General features: G+C 70.5%; 18 protein-coding genes and 1 tRNA gene. 9 read left to right on the top strand and 10 right to left on the bottom strand.

All coding sequences use genetic code 11. The features are described from left to right. Positions 1-418: 418 nt before the first annotated feature. Both VGC13_RS18565 and VGC13_RS18560 read right to left on the bottom strand, forming a co-directional pair. On the bottom strand, positions 419-913 hold the full coding sequence (locus VGC13_RS18565) for a nucleotide pyrophosphohydrolase (protein WP_331126771.1): 495 nt from the start codon (positions 911-913) through the stop codon (positions 419-421). A 162-nt stretch (positions 914-1,075) separates the two neighbouring features. Then, the gene (locus VGC13_RS18560) at positions 1,076-2,626 is read right to left on the bottom strand and encodes a hypothetical protein (protein WP_331126770.1); all 1,551 of its coding nucleotides are present in this window, start codon (positions 2,624-2,626) and stop codon (positions 1,076-1,078) included. A gap of 269 nt (positions 2,627-2,895) precedes the next feature. Between VGC13_RS18560 and VGC13_RS18555 the strand changes: the two genes are divergently transcribed. Continuing rightward, positions 2,896-5,658 (top strand): BTAD domain-containing putative transcriptional regulator, encoded by a 2,763-nt coding sequence (locus tag VGC13_RS18555; protein WP_331126769.1) that lies wholly within the window; start codon positions 2,896-2,898, stop codon positions 5,656-5,658. Here the strand turns inward: VGC13_RS18555 and VGC13_RS18550 are convergent. Beyond that, positions 5,646-6,248: a hypothetical protein gene (locus VGC13_RS18550; RefSeq protein WP_331126768.1), complete on the bottom strand. Its 603-nt coding sequence runs from the start codon at positions 6,246-6,248 to the stop codon at positions 5,646-5,648. The two genes, VGC13_RS18555 and VGC13_RS18550, sit on opposite strands and share 13 nt — an antisense overlap. A 358-nt stretch (positions 6,249-6,606) precedes the next feature. Further along, positions 6,607-8,256 carry a hypothetical protein gene (locus VGC13_RS18545; protein WP_331126767.1) on the bottom strand — a complete coding sequence of 550 codons (1,650 nt, stop codon included), beginning with the start codon at positions 8,254-8,256 and terminating at the stop codon, positions 6,607-6,609. 434 nt (positions 8,257-8,690) lie between these two features. Between VGC13_RS18545 and purE the strand changes: the two genes are divergently transcribed. The 6 genes from purE (at position 8,691) to gspG (ending at position 15,192) form a co-directional block, all read left to right on the top strand. Continuing rightward, positions 8,691-9,161 carry a 5-(carboxyamino)imidazole ribonucleotide mutase gene (gene purE, locus VGC13_RS18540; protein WP_414683006.1) on the top strand — a complete coding sequence of 157 codons (471 nt, stop codon included), beginning with the start codon at positions 8,691-8,693 and terminating at the stop codon, positions 9,159-9,161. Between the two features lie 8 nt (positions 9,162-9,169). Further along, entirely contained in the window at positions 9,170-10,336 is a 1,167-nt protein-coding gene (locus tag VGC13_RS18535; protein ID WP_331126765.1) for a 5-(carboxyamino)imidazole ribonucleotide synthase, read from the top strand. 291 nt (positions 10,337-10,627) lie between these two features. Then, a complete protein-coding gene (locus tag VGC13_RS18530) occupies positions 10,628-11,047 on the top strand; it encodes a hypothetical protein (protein ID WP_331126764.1) in 420 nt (139 codons plus the stop codon). A 299-nt stretch (positions 11,048-11,346) separates the two neighbouring features. Beyond that, a complete protein-coding gene (locus VGC13_RS18525; RefSeq protein ID WP_331126763.1) occupies positions 11,347-12,870 on the top strand; it encodes a flavin-containing monooxygenase in 1,524 nt (507 codons plus the stop codon). A gap of 282 nt (positions 12,871-13,152) precedes the next feature. Then, on the top strand, positions 13,153-14,517 hold the full coding sequence (locus VGC13_RS18520; protein WP_331126762.1) for an APC family permease: 1,365 nt from the start codon (positions 13,153-13,155) through the stop codon (positions 14,515-14,517). 222 nt (positions 14,518-14,739) lie between these two features. Further along, positions 14,740-15,192: a type II secretion system major pseudopilin GspG gene (gene gspG / locus VGC13_RS18515; protein ID WP_331126761.1), complete on the top strand. Its 453-nt coding sequence runs from the start codon at positions 14,740-14,742 to the stop codon at positions 15,190-15,192. Between the two features lie 140 nt (positions 15,193-15,332). Here the strand turns inward: gspG and VGC13_RS18510 are convergent, their stop codons facing one another. The 5 genes from VGC13_RS18510 to VGC13_RS18490 form a co-directional block, all read right to left on the bottom strand. Continuing rightward, positions 15,333-16,094 (bottom strand): LytTR family DNA-binding domain-containing protein, encoded by a 762-nt coding sequence (locus tag VGC13_RS18510; RefSeq protein ID WP_331126760.1) that lies wholly within the window; start codon positions 16,092-16,094, stop codon positions 15,333-15,335. After that, entirely contained in the window at positions 16,091-17,230 is a 1,140-nt protein-coding gene (locus VGC13_RS18505; RefSeq protein WP_331126759.1) for a sensor histidine kinase, read from the bottom strand. Before VGC13_RS18505 ends, VGC13_RS18510 begins: the two co-directional genes overlap by 4 nt. Further along, positions 17,227-18,318, bottom strand: a complete 1,092-nt coding sequence (locus tag VGC13_RS18500; RefSeq protein WP_331126758.1) for a sensor histidine kinase — start codon at positions 18,316-18,318, stop codon at positions 17,227-17,229. The genes VGC13_RS18505 and VGC13_RS18500 overlap by 4 nt, the downstream gene beginning before the upstream one ends. Positions 18,319-18,604: 286 nt before the next feature. Next, positions 18,605-19,639: a hypothetical protein gene (locus tag VGC13_RS18495; protein WP_331126757.1), complete on the bottom strand. Its 1,035-nt coding sequence runs from the start codon at positions 19,637-19,639 to the stop codon at positions 18,605-18,607. A 32-nt stretch (positions 19,640-19,671) separates the two neighbouring features. Next, complete coding sequence (locus VGC13_RS18490) at positions 19,672-20,718, bottom strand: hypothetical protein (RefSeq protein WP_331126756.1); 1,047 nt, start codon at positions 20,716-20,718, stop codon at positions 19,672-19,674. A 1,184-nt stretch (positions 20,719-21,902) separates the two neighbouring features. On the opposite strand from VGC13_RS18490, the gene VGC13_RS18485 reads away from it, so the two are divergent. Further along, on the top strand, positions 21,903-22,271 hold the full coding sequence (locus tag VGC13_RS18485; protein WP_331126755.1) for a hypothetical protein: 369 nt from the start codon (positions 21,903-21,905) through the stop codon (positions 22,269-22,271). A gap of 637 nt (positions 22,272-22,908) precedes the next feature. Beyond that, positions 22,909-22,981 (top strand) — tRNA-Ile (locus tag VGC13_RS18480). A gap of 320 nt (positions 22,982-23,301) precedes the next feature. Here the strand turns inward: VGC13_RS18480 and VGC13_RS18475 are convergent. Continuing rightward, a complete protein-coding gene (locus VGC13_RS18475; protein WP_331126754.1) occupies positions 23,302-23,667 on the bottom strand; it encodes a hypothetical protein in 366 nt (121 codons plus the stop codon). Between the last annotated feature and the right edge of the window lie 629 nt (positions 23,668-24,296).

Here is a 24,296-nt window from a genome sequence, read left to right as displayed (position 1 = left end):
GGCTCCGGCGGGCGCCCCCTCCGCTCGCTTAGGCTCGCACCTCCCCCAAAACTGCTGGGGGAGGTTGGGGGTGGCCGCTGGCGGTGGAGGCTCGTCGACCAGGACCGAACTGGCGCCCGCAGGGTGCCCCTCCCCGCTCGTTCCTCGCGGAGAGGAGAATTCGATGGCGCTCCGGAACGTCCCCGGAACGGCCAAGGCTGTCATTCCGAGGGAGCGCCGCGCTACCCTTTCCGCCCGCTCGGAACCGTGGCGCGAACGAGGAACCTACTGTCGGAATCCTCGTGACCGGCCGGAGCGCCCCACGCCGGCGGTGCGCGTCACCTCTCCCCCGCGCAGTTTGCGGGGAGAGGCCGGGAAAGGGGGGCCCCCGCGGACGCAGCCCGATCCCCGTCGGCGAGTCTGCAACCCTGCCCCACCCTCAACCTCCCCCGGCGGTTTCGGGGGAGGTGGGCGAGTGGTGCTCGCCCGGAGGGGGCGCCGCGGATCGCACCGGACCCGCGCCACGCCCCGTGCCTGCTATTCCCTGTCCGCTGTCCCCTGTCCCCTGTCCCCTGTCCCCTGTCCCCTCATCCCCTGTCCCCTTATCCCCTGTCCCCTCGTCCTTCCTCTCCCACCGGTCCGCGTCCCGCACCTGGTACTTGCTCAGCGTGCGCGCCGCGGCATCCGACAGGTCGATCCCCAGCTGGTTGGCCAGCACCACCACCACGAACAGGATGTCGCCCAGCTCCAGCGCGATGTCGCCCTCGGGCTCGTCGTGCTTCTTGGTCTTGGGGCCGTACGCGTGGTTGATCTCGCGCGCCAGCTCGCCCACCTCTTCCGTCAGCCGCGCCAGGTTCACCAGCGGCGGAAAGTAGCCTTCCTTGAACTGGCCGATGTACGCGTCTACCTGCTGCTGGATTTCGCGGAGATCCATACCGTTGCGCCGTCCGGGTTCGAGCGGGTGTGTGGCGACAAGGTAGGCGTGTTCCCAAATGGAAACAAGAAGAAGGCCCGCCGCAGCGCGGCGGGCCCTCCTGTCGGGACCGTCAGTGGGTGTGCACGGGAATGGTGGCTTTCACGTGCATTCCCTGTTGCCTCACCCGCGCGCCAGCGCGGCCTTGAGCGCCAGCAGTTCGGGCGTCATCCCGGAAGGGGCGAAGCGCACGTTGCCGCTTCCGTTCTCGTACGCCACCGCGCCGAGCGGGGTGCCGTCCGAGCGGAACACCTGGATCTGACTCTGGCTCTGCCACACGGAGGTGATCTCCTGCTCGGGAAAGTTCAGGTTCACCGTGGTGGTGACCTCCGTGCTCCCCGTGGTGCTCGTGGACGTTTCCAGCCGCAGCTCCTCGGTCATCGACACCGAGGCGCCCACGTTCACGCCGGCGTATGCCGCGCCGAACTCCGCCCCCACGGTCATCGAAGTGGTCTTCGCAAAGCCGGTCGCGTCGGTCTGCGACACACCGACGCTTTCCTGCACGCTCACCATGCCCCCCAGCGGTGTGGGCTGGATCATCGTGCACTGCCAGTAGGGCTCGCTCGCCACGTAGTAGAAGGGGGAGACGACCGCCTGCTGAAAGACCTTGTCCGCCGGAACGGCCGTGTACGGCACGACGACCAGCGTGCCGCGGAGCCCGCAGGCCGTCGTATCACCGATGTCCGTGATGCCGTCCACGTACACGGGCTCGGGAACCGCGATCGGCGGCACGTCGACCGTGGCCTGCGTCCCCACCAGCGCGTAGGGCGTGCCGCCGGCCTGCACGCTCAGCAGGGTGGGCGGCAGGATCAGGATGCCACCCGGGGGCGCAGTCTCCGGCACGGACGCGGTGAAGCAAGGACTGATGAGGTTGCCGTTGTTGTCCCAATGCGCGTGGTAATCGTTCCACGCGGTGTAACTCGACACCTCGAGCACGTACTCCTGCTTGATGCACCAGTAGTTGCTGGTATCGGGCGTGTTGCCGTTGCTGAAGCAGATCCCCAGGGCGACGTAGCCAGCGGGCGCGATCGGCCCCCAGTAGACCACGTTCCGGTGATCCCCCGACCCTGCGTCGTCCAGGAGGCGGTTGAAGCCGGTGGGATTCAGGAAGGCGGCCGGGTCGCCGCCGGGTGCGCTGTTGGGCGCGAAGAACATGACACCCAGGGGAAGGTTGCCCGCCGGCACCCCCACGATGTCACCCAGCGGTAGCCACCCTCCGCTCGGAGCCGTCCCCTGGAACTGGTAGAAGGTGAGGCTGGTTTGGCCGCCGCCGTCGTAGATATCGACGAAGTTCCCGGCGGTCGGGACCACCAGCGCGTTGAACGGCCCGAAGTTGACGCCCTTGAGCTTGGGGTTGGCCGCCGTGATCGCGGCCTTCACCGCCTGCACCACGGCGGCGTTCGGCGCGGGCGCATCGGCGAACTTGCCGTTGACATTGCCGTTGTCGCGCGTCCAGACGGTGGCGTTGCTCCACAGGATCTTCTGTCCGTCCGCTGACAGCACGCCGGTAAAGGGCGCGTCGTCTGTGAAGTCGGCGTAGATCACCGGCGCGCCCGCGTTCACGGCCACGCGGGCCGCGGAGGAGCGTCCGGGCATCTGCACGGTCAGGGTGTCGGCCTGCGAGCCGATGATGCCCGTGCCACGGTTCCAGCTGCCGTCGAAAGGAGTGCTCATCGTGTGCTCCGTATCTGTTCGTGATGGATGGATGAAAGTGCGGTCGCACTCTCCGCTTGCCGGTCGATCTGTCCCGCCGTGCGGACGGGGCGGACCCCGGGCTCTCGTGCACATGGCTCGTGTGGGTGGCGAGAGGGAGAAGAAGGACGGCACCTGCCCGTCCACGAGGCGGGAAACGCTTGCGGCGTCCCCGATGCGTGAACACATTGTAAAGACTTGAGATCAACCCGGTTTCATGCTCTCCGTCATCCCCCTGGTTGAAGCCCCGAATGCCCCCTCCGTTTCGCCTGGACCTGCTCGGAGATCCCGCCTTTTCCGGCCCCGCCGGGCCCGTTCGCGGACGCGCCGCGCACAAGCGGCGGGTGGCGCTGCTGGCGGTCCTGGCGGTGGCGCGGGGGCGTCCGGTGGGGCGGGAGCGGATCATCGGGCTGCTGTGGCCGGAGCTCACCACCGAGGCGGCGCGGCACAACCTGTCCGAGTCGCTGTACGTGCTGCGCAAGGAGCTGGGGGAGGGCGTGTCGGCCGCGTCGGCGGGCGACGTGGTGCTGAGCCCGGAGGCGGTGGCCAGCGACGTGGCCGAGTTCCAGGACCGGCTCGAGGCGGGGGATGCCGAGGGCGCGGCGGCCCTGTACCGCGGCCCGCTGCTGGACGGCTTCTTCGTGGGCGACGCGCCCGAGTTCGAGCGCTGGATCGACGGCGAACGCGACCGGCTGGCCCGGGCGTACGCCACGGCGCTCGAGGGACTGGCCCAGGCGGCGGAAACCGAGGGAAGCGCCATCCGCGCCGTGGACTGGTGGCGCCGGCTGGCCGCGCACGACCCGTTCAGCTCGCGCACGGCGCTGCGCCTGGTGCGCGCGCTGGACGCCGCGGGCGAGCGCCCCTCCGCCATGCGCGCGGCGGAGATGCACGCCGCGCTGCTGCGCCAGGAGCTGGGGGGTGAGCCCGACCCGGACCTGCTGGCCCTGGTCGCGCGCCTCCGTGCCGATCCCCCCCGCGCCGCCGCGCCCGTGCCGCCTCTGGCGCACCGGCCCGCCGCGGAGCCGTCCCCTCCCCCGCCCGCCATCCATCCGCCCGAACCCACCGTCTTTTCCTCCGTCGCCGTTCTCCGTCCCGGATCGCCCGCATCACCGGCGGATGAAGTGGATCGGGCGGATCCGGTGAATCAGGCGGATGCGGTGGATCGGGCGGATCCGGTGGGGCGGATGGATGTGGCGGGTCAGGCGGATGCGGTGGGTCGGGTGGATGCGGTGGATCAGGCGGATGCGGCGGGTTGGGTGGATGCGTCCGGCGCGGCATCGATCCGCCCCGTGCCCTTTCCCGCGGATGCGGCGGACGCCGCGCCGATCGCGCCTCCGTCGGCGCCCTATGCACCGGTGGACGCGGAAGGGCCTCGCCGCACGCCCGCCGTGCGCGCGCCCCTCGTGGCCCGCCGCCGCACCAGCGCGTCGTACGCGGCGGCGGGCGGAATGCTGCTTGGTTTTCTGCTATCGCTGCTCACGGGCTCGTCCCTGCAGACCGGGCGGAACGTCGATGCGGCGCGGAACGATCCGCGGCGCATCGCCGTGCTGTACTTCGAGGACCTGAGCCCCGGGGGCGAGCTGCAGTACCTGGCGGCGGGGTTGACCGAGCGGCTGATCCACGAGCTGGGCCAGGTGGACGCGCTGGACGTGGTTTCGCGCGGCGGGGTGCGCCCGTACCGCGGGGGCGCCGTGCGCTTCGACAGCATGGCCGCCCACCTGCGCGTGGGAAGCGTGGTCGAGGGCACGGTGCAGCGCTCGCGCGACAGCGTGTGGGTTACCGTGGCGCTGGTGGACGCCAACACGCAGCGCCACCTGCACAGCCGCGAGATCGGCAGGCCGCTGGGCGACGTGGTGGCGCTGGAGCGCGCCGTCGCCGCCGAGGTGTCGGCGGCGCTGCGCAAGCGGCTGGGCCAGGAGGTGCGGCTGCGCACCGCCGCGGCCGAGACGGAGAGCGCCGAGGCGCGGGAGCGGGTGCTGATGGCCGAGCAGCTGCGGCGCGAGGGACGCGCCATGGCCATCAGCCTCGACACGCTGGACACCGGCTCGGCCGCCCGCCTGCTGCTGCGCGCCGACTCGCTGCTGGCGCGCGGCCAGGCCGCCGACCCCCGCTGGGCGCAGCCCACGCTGCTGCGCGGGTGGGTGGACGTCGACCGCGCCGGCGTGGCCCGCGGCGAGGCCCGCAACGCGCGGCTGCGGTCCGCGCAGCGGCACGCCGAGCAGGTACTGGCCCAGGGGCGCGGCTCCCGCGCCGAGGCGCTGGAGCTGCGCGGCACCGCCCTCTACCGGCTGGCGCTGGAGGCGCCCGACACGCTGATGCAGCGCGTGTGGATGGACACGGCCGAAACCGACCTGCGCGCCGCCACCGCCGCCGAACCTTCGCGGGCCAGCGTGTGGAGCACGCTCAGCCAGCTGCTGCGCATTCGCGGACGCCTCGCCGAAAGCGAGATGGCCGCGCGGCGCGCCCTGGCCGCCGACGCGTACCTGGACGACATGGCCGCCATTCGCCACCTCCTGTACTTCAGCGGGCTCTGGCGGGGCGACTACGCCCAGGCGCACGAGCAGTGCGAGCAGGGCGCCGTGCAGTTTCCCGCCGACCGGCGGTTCACCGAGTGCCGCCTGACCCTGCTGCGAAACGACCGCACGCGCCCGGCCGACGCGGCGGCGGCCTGGCGCCTGGTGGCCGAGCTGGACCGCATGGACCCGCCGGCGCGCGCGCGGGCGCAGAACCGCGTCTACGGGCCCATCTACCGGCGGATGGTGGCCGCCGCGGTTTCCGCCCGCGCCGGCGACGCGGACAGCGCCCGGGCGGTGGTGGCCCGGGCGCGACGCGAGGTGGGGGCCCACCCCGCGCTTGCCCACTCGCTGAACTACGAGGAAGCCTGGGTGCGGCTGATGCTGCGCGACACCGCGGGCGCGCGCATGCTGGTGGACCGCATGCTGGCCTACCGTCCGTCCATGCGCGAATACCTGCTGCGCGACCCGCTCGTCGTGGCGCTGGCCTACCGGCCCTGAGGGCGGGGGGCCAGGGGCACCCGCTTTACGTGGCCGCCGGGGTGCAGCGACACCACCCTGGACACAAAGCTGATCTCCGTGTCGGGCTCGCCCACGTATTCCGAGCTGGGCAGGTGCGCCAGGGCAAAGGGCGTGTCGTCCTCCACCATCGCCTCACCGCCTTCCGCGGTTCCGGTGGGCGGCAAGAGCACGGCCAACACCGCCTGCGCCATCTCGGGGCCCTTGTCGCCGTACACCGACGCGTAGTAGGGCACCAGGAACTTCTCGACCGCCGACACGCTCCAGAACACCGCGTCCGCCGCGTACGTCCCGCCCGGGTGCGCGCCGATCGGCTTGACCGTGATCCCCAGCAGGTCCACCGGCTTGTGCCCGGGAACGCCGACCATCGCGCAGTCCACCGTAGACACGGGATCCTTGACGGCCGCGACGAAGATGACTTCGGTGTCGTCGCCCGCATGCACGGGCTTGGTAGAGAAGGTGTACGTCGCGGGATCGTCGGTGACCACGAACCACAGGTCCTGGTCGCGCATCCCGCTCGCGCTCTCGGCGATCTGGCGCAGGGTCACGAAGGTGATGTTGGGCTTGGGCATGCTCTCTCCATCGAAGGGGTAAACGGGTGCCGCGGCCCCGCCGCGCACCGGACGTAACACAATATGGCGCACGCCCTTCAACGCGCTCTCAGCGTGGAGGTTGATGCCGGATTTCCGGCGGAATCGCTGGAAGAGGTACGGCGCGGCGCCTCCCCCCGGAATGGAAAACAACACCTTTAATCGTACAGAGGAACAGAGTCAGACAGAGAAGGCGAGCTGAAATATGATCTTGGTTCCTCTGTCTGACTCTGTTCCTCTGTACGATCATTCTTTTTCAGGATCGAGTGTCGGAACAAGAAGCGGGGGCCGGATCTCGTGGTGAGATCCGGCCCCGCTCTCCGTCCGCGGATTCTGGAGGTCAGCGCCTGGCGACCAGGCCGCCGGCGCCGGTGGCGAACAGGTCCGCGCCGGTGGAGGTGCCCCACAGGCCCTGCACGTGGCTGGCGCCGTTCTGCGCTTTTTCCGGAATCCAGCTGGTCCCGTCGAAGCGATAGAGTGCGCCGCCGCCGCCGGCCACGTACACGTTGTTGGTGCCGGAGCCCCACACCGCGTACAGCGGCTGCCGCGTGGGCAGGCGAATGCGCTGCCAGCTGGTGCCGTTGTAGCGGAACACGATGCCCCCCGCCCCCACCGCGTACACGTTGCTCGCCGACGTGCCCCACACCGACGCCAGCGCGCCCGGCGCCTGCACCCCCGCCACGAACGACCACGACGTGCCGTTGTAGCGCAGCAGCCGCCCCGTCTCGGTGGCCGCGTACACGTTGGTGGCGCCGCTTCCCCACACCCGGTTCAGCTGCGCCGTGGTCCCCGTCGTCATCCGCGTCCACGACGTGCCGTTGTAGCGCAGCACCACCCCGCTGTCGCCCACCGCGAACACGTTGTTCGCCGCCGAGCCCCACACCCCGCGCAGCGTGTACGACCGCGCCGGCGCGTCGTAGCTGCCCAGCGGCTGCTGCGCCACCGAGGTGCCGTCGTAGCGGTGCAGCGTCCAGGCGGCGCCGTCCCAGCGCATCATCTCGCCCTTTTCACCCACCGCCCACACGTTGGTCGACGACGATCCCCACACGTCGTGCAGCGACCGCCAGCGTGCGTCGGCCACGTGCGACCAGGCGGCGCCGTCGTAGCGCAGCAACCCCGTGTGGTTGGCCGCGTACACGTTGCTCGCCGCCGTCCCCCACACGCCGCGGTTTCCCTGGTCGTCGGGCGTGGCCTGGGTGCTCCACGCGCGGCGGGTGTCCGTCACGGTGACGGGGATCTGCACTTCGATGTCGTAGTACCACGCCCACAGCGTCGCCGTCCCCGGCGTCTGCCCCACCACCATCCCGCTGTCCATCCGCACCACGGACGACTCCAGCCACCAGAGCGCCGGCTGGCTCATCGGCTGGCCGTGCAGGTCGCGCAGCGTTGCCGTCACCTGCATCCCCGCGCCCACGTTCAGGTTGATGCTGGACGTGGACACCGTGATGGAGCCCGGCACCCCCGTCTCGATGCGAAAGTAGACGGGCATGGTGCTCCCCGCGAACCAGGGGATGTACTCGTCCGTGTCGGTGGCGAAGAACTCCCCCCAGCTGCTCACCATCTTTACGTCCATGAACCCCAGCGTCCGCGCGCCCACCGACACCGACACGCGGTAGACGTGCCCCGTCTGTGCCCCCGTGGAGCCCGTGGGCCAGCCCAGCTCGTACCGCTCCTCCCCCGCGTTCACCGTCACCAGGCGCCCGTACGAGCCGCCGGTGCGCGTGAACGTGGCCAGGTTGCTTCCGCAGGCGCCGCTGGTGATTCGGCAGATGCGCACCGTCGGCGACACGTTGGGATCGAACGTGCCCGTCGCCGAGTCGCCGGGGAGAATGCCGTTGTAGAAGTAGAAGCCCGGGTAGCCGTCGGTAAAGGTGTGCTGCACCTGCCGTGAGGGCGGCGCGCCGGGCGCGGCCAGCGTGGGGCCGTCGGCGATGCCGCACGCGGAGAGCGCGCAGAGCGCGGCGGCGGCCAGAAGGGCGCGAAGCGTCATGGAGGCAGCGAGTTCGGGTTCGTGCGGCGCGGCACCCGGATGCGGTGCAGCCCACGATGGCTGAAGAGGATACGGAAACGGGCTGTGGTGCTACATCATACGGATGCAGACTGGGCGGGGCAACGCAAACGGCGCACCGCTGCTCCCGCGCCGGACCCATCCACCGGAAGGGCTGAGGGCATACCATGCTGCACGGTTTTTCGCGCGTGGCAAGGCGGCACCGGGTACGCCGGGCGCGGCGGACAGGGGCTGTGGACAGGGGCGGACGGTGCCTGCAACACGGCGGTTTTTTGTAGACAAAGTGGCCAAAGGGACAGATTGCATTGTTGCGGCGGGGTGGCGCGCGTACATTGGCGCGCCCCAGGACGGCTTTGTAGACAAAGTAGCCAAGAACGAGAATCGTGGACGCACATCCGCCGCGCGTCGGCATCATCATGGGAAGCCGCTCGGACCGCGAGACCATGCAGGAGGCCGCGCGGGTCCTGGACGAGCTGGGCATCGCCTACGAGATGGAGATCGTCTCGGCGCACCGCACCCCCGACCGCATGTTCCGCTACGCCGAAGAGGCGGAGGGGCGCGGCATCGAGGTCATCATCGCCGGCGCGGGCGGGGCGGCGCACCTGCCGGGGATGACGGCCGCCAAGACCGTCCTTCCCGTCATCGGCGTTCCCGTGCTCTCGTCCACCCTCAACGGGCTGGACTCGCTCCTCTCCATCGTCCAGATGCCCAAAGGCGTGCCCGTCGCCACCGTGGCCATCGGCAAGGCGGGGGCGGCCAACGCGGGGCTGCTGGCGGCGCGCATCCTGGGGAGCCGCGATCCGCGGATGCGCGAGCGGCTGAAGGCGTACGCCGCCCGCATGGCCGAGGACGCGCTGCGCCCCGAGCCAACGGACGGGGCGCAGTGAATCCGCCGATGAATCCGCCGAACCCCTCCCCGCTTCTTCCCGGCGCCACCATCGGCATGGTGGGCGGCGGGCAGCTGGGGCGCATGTTCGCGCTGGAGGCCCGGCGCATGGGCTACCGCCTGGTCGTCCTGGATCCGGGGGATGCCACGCCCGCCGCGCAGTTCTGCGACCGGCACATCCAGGCCCCGTTCGAGGACGTGGACGCCTGCCTGGAGCTGGCGGACGTAAGTGACGTGGTGACACTGGAGTGGGAGAACGCGGACGTGGCCACGCTGCGCGCGATGGCCGAGCGCGTGCAAATCCACCCCTCCCCGGACGTTCTCGAGGTGGCACAGCACCGCGTCCGCGAAAAGGACGCGGCCCGGCGGCTGGGCGTGCTGACCGCGGAGTACCGCGCGGTGCGGTCGCGGGAGGAACTGGATGAAGCGCTGCGCGAGATCGGCGCGCCGGCCATCCTCAAGACGGCGCGGATGGGCTACGACGGCAAGGGCCAGGCGGCCCTCCACAGCCTCTCGGACGCGGACGCCGCGTGGAGCGCCGTGTCCGCGCAGGGCGACGACTTCATCCTCGAGGCGCGGGTGCCGTTCCGGATGGAGGTCAGCGTGATCTGCGCCCGCTCGGCCAGCGGCGAGACGGCCTGCTTTCCCGTGGCCGAGAACGAGCACCGCCGCGGCATCCTGCACCTGTCCGTGGTCCCCGCGCGGGTGCCGGAGGCGGTGGCGGCCGAGGCGCGGCGGGTGGCGGCGGCGCTGGCGGAGGGTCTGGGCGTGGTCGGCCTGCTGGCGGTGGAGATGTTCGTGGACCCGGACGGGCGCATTCTGATGAACGAGATTGCCCCGCGCCCCCACAACAGCGGCCACCACACCTGGGAGGCGTGCGGCGTAAGCCAGTTCGAGCAGCAGCTGCGCGCGGTGTGCGGGCTGCCGCTGGGGGACCCCGCCCTGCTGCGCCCGGCGGCGATGGTGAACCTGATGGGCGAGGACGCGGGGACGGGGCTGGGCCGCCCGGGCGCGGCGCGGGCGCTGGCGGTGCCGGGAACGGCGCTGCACCTGTACGGAAAGCGCGAGGCGCGGCCGGGGCGCAAGATGGGGCACCTGACGGTGCTGGCGGACTCGGCGGACCAGGCGGAGGCCCGGGCGCGGGAGGCGTGGGAACGCATCGTGGCCGGGGGGTAGAAACAGGAGACTCTTGCGCCCCACATCTTGTGGTGCAATTGTACGAAGACCGCACCATCTCCGATCACCGCTCTCAACTCGCCACCGGCGAACGCGTCCTTCACCTGGGGCGCCGACGTCACGCAGAACGCCCGCGGGTGCAACGCTTCGGACCACACCGCGTGTGTGAAACAAAAGGCCGCCGCGCGCGTAAACAGAGGTAGCGGAACGGCTTGGCGGCTGAGGGCGAACGTGGCCCGCCGCTTGCCTTGCTTCCGTACCAGAAGAGCCGAGACCGGGAGGGAGATTCCCATGATCCTTCGCTGCAACTTCGAAGAGCTTCGCGCACTGGCGTCCGCCGGCGAGACCGTGGTCTCCGCCGCCGAGGCCGAGTCCGCGGGAGCCGTGTCCGCCCCCGCCGAGGGCGTGGCGAAGGTGGAGATGCTTCTCCCCCGCCTGGTCGGCGACATCGGCATCGAGACGCTGGACGACCAGCGCCGCGTTCGCCACGCGGTCAGCGTGATCGTCAACGACCTGCACACCCGGCTGGACCAGAAGATCATCGAGTTCAACCCGGCGCACGAAGACGCGGTCACGCTGTACTTCGACTACGGCCACTCGCGCAGCGTGCTGCACCGGCTGGACCAGATGGGGACGGAGATGGAGGCCATCGTGGACCTGATCACCGGCGGCCACCCCGAGCTGGGCGGAAGCATCAGCTTTCCCGACTGACGCGCCCATCGACTGCTGACGACCGAAGCCCCGCGCCCCTCATCGAGGCGCGGGGCTTCTTCGCTTCCGCCATCCCCCAACAGATTGTCTCACCCAGAGGCCCCAGAGGCCGCAGAGGAGGTTCTTCTCTGTGGCCTCTGCGGCCTCTGGGTGCGTCAACTCTTTTTCGGGCCCGCGATCAACCGCTCGTCCCCGCGGGATCACCGTTCATCCCATGATCGTCCGATTCCGGAAGCCCTCGTGCGTTGCACGGATGAAAGGGGAGATCGTCCGGACTTTTCAAGCACACGGAGGCACGCATGCGTCGCGTGGCAATCATTGGAGCGGGGATCAGCGGGCTGGTGACGGCAAAGACGATGCTGGAGGAAGGCTTCGCGGTCACCCTGTTCGAAACGGAGGACGAGGTGGGCGGCGTGTGGGCGCGCTCGCGCCGCTACCCGGGCGTGCACACGCAGAACCCGCGCGACACCTACGCCTTTTCTGATTTTCCCATGCCGCGCACCTACCCCGAGTTTCCCTCGGGCGCGCAGGTGCAGGCGTACCTGGCGGCGTACGCGGACCGCTTCGGCGTGACGGGGCACATCCGATTTCGCACGCGGGTGGAGCACGCGGAGCCGCGCGGCGAGGGGTGGACGGTGCGCTCGTACTCGCTGGAGGACGGGATGCCGCGGACGGAGACGTTCGACTTTCTCGCCGTCTGCAACGGCACCTTCAGCGCACCGTTCGTCCCCGTGGTGCCGGGAGAGGACGCGTTCCGCGCGGGGGGCGGCACGGTGCTGCACTCCACCCGCTTCAACACGGCCGAGCAGGTGCGCGGCCGGCACGTGGTGGTGGTGGGCGGCGCCAAGTCGGCCTGCGACGCGGCCATGGCGGCGGTGGGCACGGCAAAGGAGACGACGCTGGTGTTCCGCGGCGCCGGGTGGAAGATGCCCAAGCGATTCGCCGGGCTGGTGCCGCTGCGGTACGTGCTGACCACGCGCTTCAGCGAGATGCTGTTCCGCGGCCGCGAGCTGCGCGGGGCGGAAAAGGTGATCCACACGGTGGGCAAGCCCCTGGTCTGGCTGTTCTGGCGCGGCGTGGAGGCGCTGCTGCGCGGCACGCACCGCCTGCGGGCGTGCGGAATGGTGCCCGACGAGCCGATCGAGCGGGTGGTGAACTGCATGCTGGGGCTGGCGACGGACGGCTTCTACGACGCGGTGCGCACCGGGCGGATCGCGGCGCGCAAAGGCGGCGTGCGGGCGCTGCACGCGGGCGCGGTGGAGCTGGACACGGGCGAGCGGGTGCGGGCGGACGTGGTGGTGTTCGCCACCGGCTTCCGGCAGGAGGTGCCGTTCCTGGACGAGTCCGTCCGGCGCACGGTGCAGGACGAGGCGGGCGTCTTTCACCTGCACCGCAACCTGGTGCACCCCGACGTGCCGCGGCTGGCCTTCGTGGGCTACAACAGCAGCCTGTACAGCCAGCTGACGTCGGAGATCGGCGCGCGGTGGGCGGCGCGCTGGTTCATGGGCGAGCTGCGCCTGCCCCCGCGCGACGCGGTGCTGCGCGAGATGGAGGCGCGCTGGGCGTGGGTGCGCGAGAACCGGCCGAAGGGCGTGGCCAGCGGCACCTGCATCATCCCCTTTACCTTTCACTACGTCGACGACCTGCTGCGCGACATGGGCGCCCGCACCGTCCGCCGCCCCCTGAACCGCATCCGCGAGGTGATGCTCCCCGTGGACCCCTCCGTCTACGCCAACCTCAAGGCCGAGCTGGACCGCAACCGCGCCCGCCGCCTGCGTGCTTCGGCGTCCGACCTCCAACCCCGGGCTGAAGCCCGGGGCTAGAACGGCCATAAGCCCCGCCCAGGGCTCGCAAAGCTCGCCAGGCGGGGCTTCACCCGCTCGGGTCGGCAGAGGCCGGCGCGCCTGGATGGTGACAGGCGAGGTGGTGAGCCGGCGCAACGGAGTGGCGGCCACGGGTGATCGTCCGCGTGGCTCTGGCGCGCGGGGCGGAGGCGCGTAGCTTGAGCATCCGCATCCTCCAGTCCGAGCAGCCGTCCTTCCGTCGGCGGATCCTCGCGCCTTTCCCTGCCCTTCCGGCCTATCATCCCCATGCACGCGACACCCGTGACCACACCGCAGGCGGCTTCCGTTCATCCCACGACGGGAGACGGGGACGGGCTGCCGCGCAAGCTGGGGGTGTGGAGCGCCGCCGCGGCCGCGGTGGGGCTCACCATCGGCAGCGGGATCTTTCGCGTTCCCGCCACGGTGGCGGCGGAGTCGGGGAGCGTGGGGGCCATCGCGCTGGTGTGGGTGCTGGGAGGCGTGATCACCCTCTGCGGCGCGCTGACCATCGCCGAGCTGGCGGCGGCGTTTCCGCGCGCCGGCGGCATCTACGTGTACCTGCGCGAGGCGTACGGGCCGCTGCCGGCGTTTCTCTTCGGCTGGAGCTGGTTCTTCATCCGCTCGGCGGCGTCGGCGGGGACGGCGCTGGTGTTCGTGGCGTACCTGGGGAGCTTCGTGCCGCTGGGCGGCGCGGGGCAGCGCGCGGCGGCGGTCGCGCTGATCGTGCTGGTGGGCGCGGCCAACTACCGCTCGGTGCGCCTGGGCGCCGCCATCCAGGACGCCTCGACGGTGGCCAAGGTGCTGGCCATCCTGCTGGCGGCGGCCGCCATCTTTACGCTGGGCCAGGCCGGCGGCGGCGCGCTGGCGGGGCCGGTGGGCTTTGCGCCGGCGGGGCTGGGCGGCATCGGGGTGGCGCTGGTGGCGGCGCTGTTCGCCTACGACGGGTGGATCGCCGCCACGCTGATCGCCGGGGAGGTGCGCGATCCGGGTCGGGCGCTGCCGCGGGCGCTGGCGTGGGGCTCCGTCGTGATCGTCGCCACCTACCTCACCATCAACCTGGCGTACCTGTACGCCCTGCCGCTGGCGGAGCTGGCCGCGTCGAAGGCGGTGGCGGTGGACGCGGTGACGCGCGTGGCGGGCGCCGGCGGGGCGGCCCTGATCGCGGCGCTGGTGATGCTCTCCACCTTCGGCGGGCTGAACGCCGGGCTGATGACGGGCCCGCGGGTGTACTACGCCATGGCGGAGGACGGCCTGTTCTTTCGCCGGGTGGCGGCGGTGCATCCGCGCTTCGGAACGCCGCACGTGGCGGTGGTGCTGCTGGTGGTGCTCACCGCGCTGAACGCGTCGGTGCGGACCTTCGAGCAGCTGGCCGAGGCGTTCGTCCTTCTTCTCTACCCCTTCCTGGCGCTGACCGTGGCCGCGGTGTTCGTCCTGCGCCGCCGCCGGCCGGAGCTGGAGCGGCCGTACCGGACGGTGGGATATCCCCTGGTCCCCGCCATCTTCCTGGTGGGGACGGTGGCGATGATGGTGAACTCGCTCCTGGAGCGGCCCGATGCCACGCTGCTCGCCGCGGGGATCGTGGCCGTCGGCGTGCCGATCTACTACGCCTGGCGCTCCGCGTCGCGGCGGCAGCCGGCGGGTTCGTGACGCCGTCTCCCACCGCTGCGCGCGATCGGGAATGAGCCGCCGGAAGGAGCCGGGGATGCGATTCCACGACGGTCCCGCCGCGCTGCTCCCGGCGCCGTAGCAGGGAGAAACGGGCGGCGGCGGGCTTCACCGCGCGCCGCGGAGCCGCTATCTTTCGCCTCACGTCCACGCGACGCGCCTCCCGTCCGCCGCCCCTCTCCGGGCGGTCCAACGCAGCCTGACATGCCTTCGATTTCCGCTCGCACGCGAGCCCGGATCCGCGCCCGCGCCGGCTTCACCCTCATCGAGATCCTGGTGGTGATCGCGGTGATCGCGGTGCTGGCCACCCTGGTCGCGCCCGAGGTGTTCCGCCACCTGGGCAGCGCCCGCGAGTCCACCGCAAAGTCGCAGGTGGAGATGCTGGGCGCCGCGCTGGACGCGTACCGGCTGGACGTGGGGCGCTATCCCACCACGGAGGAGGGGCTGGCCGCGCTGCGCACCGCGCCCGCGGGGGCCGGCGCGCGCTGGCGGGGTCCGTACCTGCGCAAGGACGTTCCCGCGGACCCGTGGGGGAACCCGTACCAGTTCCGCAGCCCCGGCCAGGTGAACCCCACCGGCTACGACCTGCTTTCCCTGGGCGCCGACGGCAAGCCGGACGGCCAGGGCGAAGACGCGGACATCCGCAGCTGGGAGTAAGGTCGTCCAGATCCTGTAAAAAGAATAAGCGTACAGAGGAACAGAGCCAGACAGAGGAAGCGAGCTGAAGTATCGGCTCGCTTCCTCTGTCTGACTCTGTTCCTCTGTACCCCAAAAGGTGTTGTTTTCCGACGCTGGCGTCAGGCCATCAGCCGGCGGATGGCGGAGTGGTAGCGGCGGGTGGAGAGCAGGCGCGTGCCGTCGCTCAGCACCAGCTGGAACTCCACGCCCGACCAGGGGACGATGGCCGTTACCCGGGCCAGGTTCACGATGGCGGAGCTGCGCACGCGCAGAAAGCTCTGCGGATCCAGCCGGGCCGCCATCGCGGTGATGGTGTCGCGCACCAGCAGCGTGCGCCCGCCCACGTGCAGCGCCACGTAGTTGTCGGCGGACTCGATCCAGTCGATCTCGTCGGTGGGGACAAAGACGTACTGGCCGCCGTCCCGTACCAGCAGCCGCTTTACGTACTGCGGGCCGTTGCCCAGCTGCCCCAGCAGCGCCGCCAGCTGCTCGTTCACCTGGCGGCTGGAGCGCGCCCGCACCACCTCGCGCGCCCGGTCCAGCGCGGCGCGAAAGCGGGCCTGGTCGTACGGCTTGAGCAGGTAGTCCAGCGCGTGCGCCTCGAACGCCCGCACGGCGAACTCGTCGTAGGCGGTGGAAAAGATGGTCACGGGCATGTGCCGCACCCCCACCGCCTCGATGACGGCGAACCCGTCCGTCCCCGGCATCTGCACGTCCAGGAACACCACGTCGGGCGGGTCGCGGCCGATGGCGCGCACGGCCTCGTCGCCGCTGGCGCACTCGCCCGCCACCACCACGTCCGGCTCCTCTTCCAGAAAGCTGCGGATCTTGTAGCGGGCCAGGGGCTCGTCGTCCACGATCAGCACACGGATGGGCGTCATCTTACCTGGGGCCGAAAGGACAGCGGGGGCCGCGCGGGGCCGGCGCCCGCGTCGTCCGGCGCCTGCGGCAGCGTCAGGGCGACGCACCGGCCGCCGCCCTCGCGGCCGCCGGATTCCAGCACGAAGCCGCCGCCGTACAGCCGGTGCAGGTGCTCGCGCGCCCGGCCCTCCGCCTCCGCGCCGGCGGCGGCGTCGGGGGCGTCGTCCAGCACCTCCACCCGCAGCGCGCCTCCGGGCAGGCGGCGCGCCACCACCTCGACCGTGCCGCCGCCGGCCGCGGCGGCGTTCAGCACCGCGGCCTCCACCAGCGGCTGCAGCAGCATGTGGGGAACGCGCAGCCGGTGCGCGTGGGGGTCGATGCGGGCCTCGTAGCGCAGCCGCCCGTCCAGGCGGGCGCACTCGATCTGCAGGTACAGCTCGGTGAAGCGCCACTCCTCGCGCAGCGCCACCTCGTCCGCCGCGGCGTGGCGCAGGGCCCCGCGCAGCAGCTCGGCCGCCCGGCTGAGCATGGCGTCGGCCGCGTCGCGGTCGCGCAGCATCAGCTCGCCCACCGAATCGAACACGCCGAACAGGAACTCGGGCCGCAGCTGCTGCCGCACCGCCTGCAGCTGCACCCGCGCCAGCCGCGTGCGCAGCGCCTCGGCCCGCACCTCCTGCACCCGCCGCAGCTCCATCAGCACCAGCCCCTGCGCGCAGGCGAAGAGGGGGATGATCAGCATGTTCACCTGCCCCGTCATCATCCAGAAGAACCCCACCGTCGCGTCCCGGCCGCCGAACCGCATGGGCCACCAGGGCCGGTGCGACCACCACGCCATGGCCGCCGCCGTCCACAGCAGGTTGGCCGCCGCCATGCACGCCAGCAGCGCCGCCCCGTTGCGCGCCCGCCGCACCCCCGCCACGGGAAAGCGCCGCGCGCAGGCGTACGCCGCCAGCGCCAGCACGGCGAACGCGGCCGTCTCGTCCAGCGCCAGGACGAACCCCTCCAGCGCCGAGCGCCCCAGCAGGACGTACGCGGCGGCCAGCATGCACCCCGAGACCAGCGCGGCGGCGGCCCAGAACGCCGCGAAGGCGGGCCACACCCGCGGCGGCTCCGGCACGCCGGCGCCCGCTTCGGCTCCCGCGGAAACGCGGGTCACGAGGCGCCCGCCTGCGCCGCGGGGCGCGCCGGGAGCACCGCCCGCACCAGCGTGCCGCGCGGCGTCCGCCGGCGCAGCTCCAGGCGGAACGACGCGCCGTACAGCTGGGCCAGCCGCGCCCGCGTGGTGCGGATGCCGATCCCCGCCCCGGGCCCGTCCCACCCCTCGGCCAGCCCCACGCCGTCGTCGCGCACCTCCAGGTGCAGGCCGCCGCCGGGGGCGCCGCGCGCCTCGATCTCTACCGTGCCGCCGCCCTCGCGCGGGGCGATGCCGTGGCGGATGGCGTTCTCCACCAGCGGCTGCAGCAGCATGTACGGCACCGCCAGCCCGCGCACGGCCGGGTCGATGCGGCTGTCCACCCGCAGCCGCTCGCCAAAGCGCACCCCCTCGATCTCCAGGTACAGCGCGGTGAACCGCCACTCTTCGTCGAACGGCACCAGCTGGCCGTGCGAGTTGCCCACCGCCAGCCGCAGCAGCTCGCCCACGCGCGCCAGCATGCCGCGCGCGGCGTGCACGTCGCGCCGCATGAGCGCCGAGACGGAGTTGAGGGCGTTGAACAGAAAGTGCGGCTGCAGCTGGTGCTGCAGCACCTGCAGCTGCGTCCCGCTGAGCTGCGCCTCCATCCGCAGCTGCCGCAGCTCGCGCTCGCGCTGGGCGCCGTAGAACCGCACCGCGTACCCCTGCCCGATGAGCAGGGCCACCAGCAGGACGTTGCTGGAAGAAAGCGCCAGCGCCTGGGCGAACGGCCAGAGCGGGTCCGACGGAAACAGCAGCGGGTGCACCACGCGCAGCGCCGCGTGCCGGCCCCCGGTCAGCAGCAGCGCCGCCGCCAGCACCCGCAGCGCCGAGCGCACCGGCCGCCCGCGCTCCAGCGGAAACCAGCGCGCGAACCCGTACGCCAGCACCGCCACCGGCGTCCAGCTGGCGGCGTCGTACACCCCGTAGACCAGCGCGCCGTGCAGCCGTCCGCCGTTCTGCGCGTACTGCCCCAGGGCCAGCCCCGCCGCCACCACGATCCACGCCGCCAGCGCCGGCCGCCACAGCGCGCCGCGGCCGCCCCCCGCTTCGTCCTCCGCCGAGCCGTTCATCGTCATGCCGGATACGGGAAACCAACACCTTTATGGGTACAGGGGAACAGAGTCAGACAGAGAAGCGAGGATACTTCAGCTCTCTTTCTCTGTCTGACTCTGTTCCCCTGTACGATAATTCTTTTGCAGGATCTGGGAATCAGACGCTTCCCCGCCCCGCCACGAGCAAAAAACGGGGGCGGCGGAGCGAAACATCCTCCGCCGCCCCCGTTCTCCGGACGCACCTTCTCTCATCAAGGACGGGGCCGGGCGGTTCCATCCGCGCCCGGCCGTCCGCCCGCCGCGACTACGGCACGACCGAGAAGCGCGCGGCCATCCCCATCTGCTCCAGCTGGGGGGCGCTGTACACCGTGCCGTTGCCCGCGCTGTCGCGGACGTCCAGGTACTCCACCGTGAAGTCGCCCAGCGGCGACGACGCGTCGACCGTGACCGCGCACTTCCACAGCCCCGCGGTGCCGCTGGGGCGGGCATGGCAGGGGTTCACGCTGCCGTAGCTGGTGCTGCGGATGTGCGCCATGACGTGGTCGATCCCCGAGACCTCGTCGGTGACGGAGATCTCCAGCGTCACCGTCTGCGGCGTCCCCGTGTACCGCACGATCGGCTTGTCGAACGCAAGGCCGTTCAGCTGCGGCGGAAGGTAGTCGGGCCCGCTTCCCGCCACGTGCACCCGGATGGAGGTGCCGTAGCCGTTCCAGGTGGCCACGATCTCCGTGGTCCCCACGGCGGTCGCGTAGCCGGTGCCGGTCTGGCTTACGCCCATCACGGTGGGGTCAAGCGACGCCCAGCGCACCACCGCGCCGGGAATGGGGGTGCCGTCGGGCGAGGTGACCACCGCCTCGAAGTTGGCCATGGACCCGATGGAGTAGCCGTTGGACTGGTTGGGGTAGGTGAGCTGGTTGATGCGCATGAGCACCGACCCGAAGTTCACCGAGATCGGCAGCTCGCCGGCGCGGGGAACCAGCGTCACCGTCACCGGCGGGTTGTTCCCCCGCCGCACGTCGACGGTGGTGCTTCCCTCGTGCGTCTGCACGCCGTCGTTGTCGTACGCGCGCACGGTAAGGGTGCGGGCGGTGCCGGCCGGCACGTCGATGCGGCCGCTGACGGTGCCGTTGGTCACCGTCATGTTGTACACCAGCGGCTGGCTGATGTCGGCCGCCGTCACCTGCACCGAGACGGAGCTCACGTCGGTGGCCGAAAGGTCCAGCGCAAAGCCCAGCTGCGCCGTCTCGGCGGCGGGGCGGGCGGTGGGCAGGTCGCCGCAGGCGGCGGCCGTCAGAAGAACCAGCAGGGCGGCCGCGAGCCACCGGGGGGAGCGTTGCATGGAACGTGTCCTCAGGGTCGGAGAGAAGGGGGTCAGTTGCGGGTCACGGTCAGGCGGGGGGCGATGCCCCGCGCGGCCAGGTCGGCCCGGGTGTAGCTGACGGTGTTGCCGGCGGCGTCCGTGAGCTGCGCCAGCGCGACGATGTAGTCGTCGGCGGGGTGGTACGACTGCACGGGGACGGAGCAGTCGTACACGCCGGGCGACGCGGGCTCGGTGGGCGCGCAGTTCCACCCCGTCCAGTGCTGCGCCACGCCGCGGATCTCCACCCAGATGGACGAGATCCCGCTCAGGTCGTCGGTGGCGTGGATCATCAGGTGCACCATCGTGCTGCCGCTGGCGGGTGCCGCCACGGTCGTCCGATCGAACGACAGGGCGGTCAGGGTGGGCGCCGCAAAGTCGGTGCGCGGGGTGACGGTCACGGGCATGGACGCGCCGTAGCCGTTGTAGGTGGCGGCGATCTCGGTGGCGCCGGCGTTGCGCATGGTCACCATGCCGTCGGTGCCCACGCTGGCCACGCCGGGGTTCAGCGAGGCCCAGCGCACGGCGGCGCCGGGGACGGGGGTGCCGTCGGCGCGGGTGACCACCGCCTCGAAGCGCGCCTGCGCGCCGATGGTGTACTCGCCGGTGGGGGCGTTGGGCCCGTCCACGGCGCGCACGGCCACGACCAGCGAGCCGAAGTTCACGTTGATGGGCACGCGCCCCGCGGCCGGGGTGAGCGTCACCGTCACGGGCGGGTTGCTGCCGGGCTTTACGTCCAGGGTGGCGCTCCCCTGGTGGGTCTGGGTGCGCTCGATGTCGTACGCGCGCACCTGGATGGTACGCGCCGGGCCCGCGGGCACTTCGATGCGGCCGCTGGCGGTGCCGTTGTTGACGTTGATGTCGTAGACCAGCGGCTGCGTGATGTCGGGGGCGGTCACCTCGACCACCATCAGGCGCACGTCGGTGCCGGACAGGTTCAGCGAAAAGCCCAGCTCGGCCGTCTGGCCGGCGCCGGGGGGGTCGGTAGGCGCGTCGCCACACGCGGCGAGCAGCGCGCCGGCCAGCAGCAGGGGAAGCAGCCGCACGAGGGAACTTCGCATTTGCAGGGTTCGTCCTTCCGGGATGGGAGAGGGATGTGGATGGGCGGGAGGGTGCCGCCGGTGTGCGCCGCGGGGGCGGCCGGCCGGCACCCGTGGGGCACCGGCCGCTTCGTTCGTCTGGAGTCGTCTCGTGAAGGCCCCAACGATCACCCCGCCTTCCGTTTCCGGCTACGGAACGGGGATGGATGACACCGGTCCAGGGACATCCGGCACCGCTGCGGGGCTCTTCGACACCGCGCCGGCCGCCGAACGCCGCGCGGCGCCCCTCCGGGACCCGGAGAAGCGCCGCGTAACGTGAGGGGTCCTGGATGCCGGAGCAGCGTCGGGCCCGTGTGCCGCGCACCTCGACCCGTAGAGGCGGCGGATGGTTCTCAAGATCGCGCATCAGGTGGTGCTGACGGCTTGCTTCCGTGCGCCTGCGGAAGCATCCGGCGATACGCGTCCCTCCTCAAAAAAATTCTCATGGCCCCCTGCCGCATTCCGCCTGCATCGCGTTCCCGATGGCCCACGCCGGCTCGTGCCTCGCCGACCGCCGCGCCATGCCTCCGCTCACCACGGGTCGCGGTCCGGACAATCCCGGACAGCGAACGCAGAGGAAAACGGCACGAGAAAACTCCGTTGACTCCGTGGCAGCACTACCGGTTGCTGCACACCCCGCCCCTGTACCTTCTAAACTGCTACCTGCCAGAGACTTATGTTGCCGAGCCGGTGGGCTGGTGTCGGGTGGGACAGGAAGTGGGATAAGTCACGAGCCGCGAGCAATTCGCGACCTCCACATCCCCGCAGGTAGTTGCGCATGCTCCGCCGCAGCCTCGGTTGCGCGGGCGCGTACACGCTCGTCGCTGAAGTCCTGGTAGATGCGTTCGCGTCCCGCTGTCCGCGTGCCCGGTCAGGTGGTTCAACCCGCGGGCGTCCTGCGAAACTCCGCCGTACGGGGAGCACAGCTCAAAGTAGAATTGAAGCCAGTGCAATCCGGGGGGCCGTCCGCGCGCTTGACGCCGTTGCGTCAACGCGACTACCATGGAGGCGATGCCCCCCGCGTTTGCCGCCGGAAGCAATCCCTGCAATCCTTTGCTGCGAGGGAAGGACAGATGCGACTCCTAGCCCGGCTCCTGCCGCTGGCCCTTGCCGGGAACCTCACGCTAACCGGGTGCGACCGGCTACCGCCAACCGAGACGGCGCCAATGCCCGTATCCCTCAGCCTCGATACGCCGGACGAAAGCTTTCGCCTCGACGCGGCGGGACGCGCGAACATCAACCCGATGTTCGACCCGGACGCGTTGGAACATCTCCTCCAAGTGGTGCATCCGGACCACCGGATGGACATTCTGGCGCACTTTCAGAACGAGCCTTTCGACGGTGAGCGTCGGGGGCATCTCGTCGAGATTTTCGATCCGAAGCTCGACGCCCTCCTCGACGCTGTCTGGGCCCCTATGTGGAAGAACGCGACGGATGAGGAGGTCGAAGCCAACATCTACGGCATGAGGGGCCGCGCAACGGTGATGAAGCAGCGCCAGGAGATGCGGGACCGCCACCGGACCAATCCGGAATAGCACGGCGGCGTTGGCGTACGTTCGACGGCCTACTCAAACCTAGCCTACCAATCCCACCATGTTGGGAAGAATCATCTTTACGCTCCTTTTGCTCCCTTGCGTTCTTCCGCACGATGCCCGTGCCCAGACAGTCACCTACACCTACGAAACAGGCGTAGAAGGGTCCGGCTACGATGACATGGCCGTAGGGGAGTCCCGCGACGTGCCCTGCGAATACTCGTATGCCCCAACATTCTATTCGCACTATGGGGTCGAGTTCGAGAGCCAAATGTTTACGTCCGAGTGGCGAAGCAGGCGCAGCGATTTTCCATTGCCCGCGTGGAACTGGTATGCGGTACAGGACGATCCAGATATGGGCGGGGCCCTTGCGCGGTATGCGGCGCCAGGTCAATGAGGAGAGCAACTAATCCGCTTACGGCGGGCGAGCGGGGGGCTCAGGAATCCGTTTGGCTCTTCCGGAACATCAGAGAATTGCAACGCTTTTCGCCTTCCTCGCGGATTCCTGTGCTGGCTTCGTGTGAGGCCCGGTCTTTTTTCCGGTCCGAACGATGGGCTCAGCGGTGGTGGGATGAATCCGGTTGAAAGCGGCGCTGGATGGGCCTATATTCAGGCCAGTCTGATCCTGTCTTGATGGTGCGGGCCCATAGCTCAGCGGTTAGAGCAGGGGACTCATAATCCTTTGGTCGTAGGTTCGAATCCTACTGGGCCCACCTATAAATACCGAAGCCACAAGGCCTTACATCCTTGTGGCTTCGTTGCGTTACCCCGGGTTTTCAGCGCCGGGTTATGCAGGGCATGCAACCGCGTGGCGCCTCGGGTCATGTTCCGGGGCTCACGCCGCCTCGAGGCCGGCATCCGACAAATCCGGGAGTGGGGCGTCGTTTCCTGGTTGCTACATGCGGAGATCGTCGTTCGGCCCAGTCCCACCTCGACCGACACTTGCCGGATCGATGAGAGTTCGGTTTGGCTCGACACGAAATCGCGCAGAACGTCCAGCGGCACGGATCGGCGGTCTTGCACTCTCCCCCTCCTATTGCGTGGTGTAGAGCCAGTCCGGCGCGTTCCTGCCCATCCTTGCGTACGCCTGAGATAGGGCGGTCGCAATCCGAATCCGCGCCTCCGTCCGTGCCTCGGCGCCCAGATCGGCCAGGAGAGCCTCCAGATGCGAAGCGGGATCAGGACGTTGAGGCGTATCTGCGACCTTCACGGGGGGCTTCGCGGATTGCACGCCCAGGTACCACTCACAGAGTGGGATACGGGTTTTCGCGAACGGCGTAGCACCAGCCAGGAACTTCTCCAGGGTGGTGTGATTGATCCCGGTCTCTCGCGACAGTTGCCGCACGGACGTAGCGTCTGCCCGTCGATTCGCGGCTTTCCGCACCTCGTCGATGTCCACCTCCGCATACGGGAGGGGACGCTTTGGGTCAGGCATTCCCAGGCTCCTTCCACTCCAGGCGCTGGGCGGCGGCACCCCTGGGCGTGAGCCGGTATACGTGGGTACTGTCCACCACCTGCCGCTCTGCATAACCCACTCGCACCAGCCAGCCCAGGTCCTCCGAAAGAAACGAACGCCTCGGGCTCAATCCGGCCGCCTCATCCTCCCGCTCCACCAGCCGCGTCAGCTCCCAGCTCGGTCGCCACCCGGACTGCCCCTCGACCCAGATCTTTTCGCGATGCGGGGGTATGGTGGCCACGCTCCGCAACGCGGATAAGGCGATCCACGCACCGGACCGGATATAGACCGCATCTGCCAGCTCCTCCCGTGGCGGGTCAATCCCGGCCGGGGCAGTGCCCACGGCAGCCGCCAGAGCATCAACCCCTCTTTGGACAATGCGGTAAACCCACGCGGGTCTCGCCTCCCCCTGAACGCGGACATCCACCCGGGTCACGCGACTACACGCATTCTGCCCGGACATCAACTCGGACGCTGACCACATGGCCGCTTCATCCTCTATGTCGCGTGCGGTGGCCCAGCCGCAGACGTCGTGCAGTAGGTAGCCCCCTCTCGCGTGATGCGAGTTCGAG

It is taken from the genome of Longimicrobium sp. (assembly GCF_036399255.1).
In the GTDB taxonomy this organism is placed as follows: domain Bacteria; phylum Gemmatimonadota; class Gemmatimonadetes; order Longimicrobiales; family Longimicrobiaceae; genus Longimicrobium.
The sequence above is the reverse complement of the archived record's forward strand: the minus strand, read 5'-3'. Positions and strand labels throughout refer to the sequence as shown.

Coding starts and splice junctions, on each gene's coding strand:
- VGC13_RS18565 (WP_331126771.1), bottom strand. CDS start 913: ATGGATCTCCGCGAAATCCAGCAGCAGGTAGACGCGTACATCGGCCAG.
- VGC13_RS18560 (WP_331126770.1), bottom strand. CDS start 2,626: ATGAGCACTCCTTTCGACGGCAGCTGGAACCGTGGCACGGGCATCATC.
- VGC13_RS18555 (WP_331126769.1), top strand. CDS start 2,896: ATGCCCCCTCCGTTTCGCCTGGACCTGCTCGGAGATCCCGCCTTTTCC.
- VGC13_RS18550 (WP_331126768.1), bottom strand. CDS start 6,248: ATGCCCAAGCCCAACATCACCTTCGTGACCCTGCGCCAGATCGCCGAG.
- VGC13_RS18545 (WP_331126767.1), bottom strand. CDS start 8,256: ATGACGCTTCGCGCCCTTCTGGCCGCCGCCGCGCTCTGCGCGCTCTCC.
- purE (WP_414683006.1), top strand. CDS start 8,691: ATGGGAAGCCGCTCGGACCGCGAGACCATGCAGGAGGCCGCGCGGGTC.
- VGC13_RS18535 (WP_331126765.1), top strand. CDS start 9,170: ATGAATCCGCCGAACCCCTCCCCGCTTCTTCCCGGCGCCACCATCGGC.
- VGC13_RS18530 (WP_331126764.1), top strand. CDS start 10,628: ATGATCCTTCGCTGCAACTTCGAAGAGCTTCGCGCACTGGCGTCCGCC.
- VGC13_RS18525 (WP_331126763.1), top strand. CDS start 11,347: ATGCGTCGCGTGGCAATCATTGGAGCGGGGATCAGCGGGCTGGTGACG.
- gspG (WP_331126761.1), top strand. CDS start 14,740: ATGCCTTCGATTTCCGCTCGCACGCGAGCCCGGATCCGCGCCCGCGCC.
- VGC13_RS18510 (WP_331126760.1), bottom strand. CDS start 16,094: ATGACGCCCATCCGTGTGCTGATCGTGGACGACGAGCCCCTGGCCCGC.
- VGC13_RS18500 (WP_331126758.1), bottom strand. CDS start 18,318: ATGAACGGCTCGGCGGAGGACGAAGCGGGGGGCGGCCGCGGCGCGCTG.
- VGC13_RS18495 (WP_331126757.1), bottom strand. CDS start 19,639: ATGCAACGCTCCCCCCGGTGGCTCGCGGCCGCCCTGCTGGTTCTTCTG.
- VGC13_RS18490 (WP_331126756.1), bottom strand. CDS start 20,718: ATGCGAAGTTCCCTCGTGCGGCTGCTTCCCCTGCTGCTGGCCGGCGCG.
- VGC13_RS18485 (WP_331126755.1), top strand. CDS start 21,903: ATGCCCGTATCCCTCAGCCTCGATACGCCGGACGAAAGCTTTCGCCTC.